This is a genomic window from Dokdonella fugitiva (assembly GCF_004342425.1).
Taxonomy (GTDB): domain Bacteria; phylum Pseudomonadota; class Gammaproteobacteria; order Xanthomonadales; family Rhodanobacteraceae; genus Dokdonella_A; species Dokdonella_A fugitiva.
The window spans coordinates 1-3,050 of record NZ_SLWQ01000020.1 but is presented as its reverse complement, the minus strand read 5'-3'; the positions used below and the strand labels follow the sequence as shown (position 1 = coordinate 3,050).

The 3,050-nt window shown below is 62.6% G+C and carries 2 protein-coding genes, 1 pseudogene and 1 other annotated feature; all 3 genes and pseudogenes read left to right on the top strand.

The features are described 5' to 3' along the window. Positions 1-1,120: RHS repeat-associated core domain-containing protein (locus EV148_RS18160; RefSeq protein ID WP_199222828.1), on the top strand; the 1,120-nt coding region annotated here is incomplete at its 5' end. Positions 1,121-1,125: 5 nt separating this feature from the next. Next, on the top strand, positions 1,126-2,211 hold the full coding sequence (locus tag EV148_RS18155; RefSeq protein ID WP_132000266.1) for a hypothetical protein: 1,086 nt from the start codon (positions 1,126-1,128) through the stop codon (positions 2,209-2,211). A 100-nt stretch (positions 2,212-2,311) separates the two neighbouring features. Then, positions 2,312-2,623: pseudogene (locus EV148_RS18150) on the top strand (IS3 family transposase); the annotation flags it as partial. Continuing rightward, positions 2,417-2,533: a sequence feature (AL1L pseudoknot), on the top strand. Its footprint overlaps the pseudogene before it by 117 nt. Positions 2,624-3,050: the final 427 nt, after the last annotated feature.

Below are 3,050 nucleotides of genomic sequence, written 5' to 3'. Positions count from 1 at the left end.
GCAGGGTGGCGCGACGGAAACGACGCACTACCTCGTCGACCCGAACCTCGCGTTCGCGCAGGTCGTCGCCGAATACGGCGACGACGGCCACGCGAGCGCCGTGTACGTCTACGGCGACGAGTTGCTGCTGCGTATCGAGCCGGAGCAATCGAACAAGGCCACGGCCTACCACCATGACGGCCTCGGCAGCGTCGTCGCGCTGACTGACGATACCGGCATCGCGCTCCAGACCTATGGCTACGACGCCTGGGGCAACCGGGTCGAAACGATCGGCGCCGACGTCAGTCCCTATGGTTTCGCGGGGGAGCGCTCCGATGCCGACACCGGGCTAATTTACCTCAGGGCCCGTTGGTACGACCCGCAGGTCGGACGATTCACGAGCTCCGACTCAGCGAGTGGGCTGCGCACCGTACCCTTGTCGCTCAACAAATACCTCTATGCGAACGCCAATCCGACCGGTGCGGTCGATCCCTTCGGAACTATGACATTGGGTGACGTCGGGGCATCGATTGACATCCAGGGAATCCTGAGCGGCATCGCCCGCGACCAGATCTCGAGCTTCGTCCAGGACATCATCTTCGGCGACGATGAGAATACAGACCAGCCGTCGCTGTGGGACGCCGTCATCAACAGCATGCTGGGTGGGCAGTACGGCCTGGCGAACCTGATGTCCAGCCTGACGCCGTCAATTGCGACATCGGGCCTCGGTTCGCTTGGGACGAGCGGCGGACCCAAGCACCAGCACCATACAATTCCGGTGTATCTGTGCGGCCGCGACGCTCAGCCCAAGGCGCTCATTCCTGCGGCCGACCATTACGTAATCCACGGTGTGCTGGACAGGGTCCCGCTCGCAATAAACACGGCAGGACGGATTGTCAGCATCCTCCTCAATAGGCGTAAGGCGAAGAGCTTCCAGCCGATCTTGTCGAAATGGCTCAGGAAGTCCTCGAACCGCGCGATACTGGCCGGTGCACTCGACGTATTCTACGTCAGTGGTGGTTTCTCCGGACTGCCCAATGCGAACGTTCCCGGGACGACATTGCAGGACGTGCTTCTTGCCGAAGCACCCCTGTTCATCAGCAGCAGGAGGTTCACTTCGCTGGACGCTTGCAAGAAGTGAGCTGGATGGCAGCGATGCACATGAAGGCGACATTCGCGATGGTGTTCTACGACTTGACACTGGATGCACTGATTTCCGCGGGTGAAGTCGGCGTGTTGGCGCGGTATCGCTCGCAGGACCTCGTCGTGCTCACCGCCGATCTACGCGACGCAAATCTAGCCGTAATGCTTTGTGTCGCGCCCAACGCTCTGCTTTTCGGCCAGGAATACTGGCTCGGGCAGTCGTACGTGAATTGGCACTTAGCCTACGGGCTGAGTACGAAGAACTTCGAGATCGTCTCGAGATCGCTGGCAGTGGACGGGCTCGAATGGTCTCAGGTTCCGTACGCGGTCTTGGACTTCGGCACGGGTGAATTTACGAACGCGGCCGCTATCCGGCCCGATTGGAACAGGAACATCTTCCAGACGTTCGTCGTGCCAACGTCCGCCGTGCAGGCGGCGCGTGCCGCGATCGCTGCCAGCGCACGGCTGGTCGGCGAATTCCTGTACGAGCCGAAGGCTCCCCATGGTGGGGTCGAAACGCGTTACGGCGAATGCGCGCTCGAGAAGCTCTTCGATAGGATCATCTACGGATACCGAAGGCCGGCCGGCTTGCCACCGAGGGTGATGGGTTTCGGAGCGGAATACATCCAGTCGCAGACGGCGCAGCTGAGTGCCGTCGAGGCCGATCTCGCGGCGGGTCGACTCGACCAGCGGACCAATTGGCGTAGGCTCACCTACAGACCGTTGGACGCGCGAGAGTTTGATGACGACCAGCAGCCTCTGGTCGCCGGGATCAATCTCAGGAAGGCGCGTCTTGTCGAAGCCCTTGACATGCCGCACTTCTACTACGAACTATTCCTTCGACGCATCGACACGAGCACGAACCGCGAGCAGTCGTCGTACCAGCTCCTCGGCAACGACATGGACTGGACGGAAAGACTGCACGCGATGTCGCCTGGCAGTTTCTCGCCGGCCTTTGAGGAGCGCACCGTCCTGGAGCGATACATCGGCTGGATGCAGGAGCGTTATCCGTTCCTGGCGCGGGACCCCCTCGACGGATTTCTGCGGATGCCGAAGATGAGGAAGTGGAAATGGCCATTGATCGCGTGAGCGGGCGTGGCGAGATCACCGCCGTATGGAGCGCTCAGCGGCAGCGACGGAGCCAGGCCTGGTCAGACTTTCGCGCGTTTGCGAAGGGCGCGGTGCCCAAGGCCTGCACGCCGGCCCGACGACGTCGGGCCTTGAACGCATGAAGCAACTGGAGCGCGAGAACCGCGAGCTGCGCCAAGGCCAATGAGATCCTGCGCAAGGAGTCGGCGTATTTTGCCCAGGCGGAGCTCAACCGCCGCACCAAGTGATGCGCTCGTTTGTGGACGAGCACCGCGACGTCTACGGAGTCGAGCCGATCTGCCGAGTGCTGCAGATCGCTCCGTCGTCGTACCGGGAACATGCCGCGCGGGCGCGCGATCCGTCGCGGGCGCCTGCGCGCGAGCGCCGCGATGCCGCGCTCGTTCCTGAGATCTAGCGCGTGGGGAACTAACGGGGTCAGAGCACGTTATTCGGAATAGCGAACTAACGGGTCATTACAATCGAGCGATTGGACAATGGATTCCGCTGGCTACGATTGCTTCGACGTCGGCTTAATCGGCTGGCGGAAGCGGAAGTACGTCCACGGGGCGGCCGGATCACTGCCCCGCAGCCACGCCCAAAGCGCAAATCGCCCGCATCCGGCCCGAACCTGCCCCCGCCGCGACGCCTGGCGCGGGTGCAATGCCTGCTCCCGACGAATGGAGGCAGGCCCATGGTTCCCCGATTCACGACCGGCGTCACCGCGAAAGTGCTCGGCGTCGCCGGGCTCACGCAGACGGATGCGCTCGGGAACACGACGACGTCGGAGTGGAACTTCTACACGATGATGGGGAACCACACCCCGCAGAACCTGAAGTCGA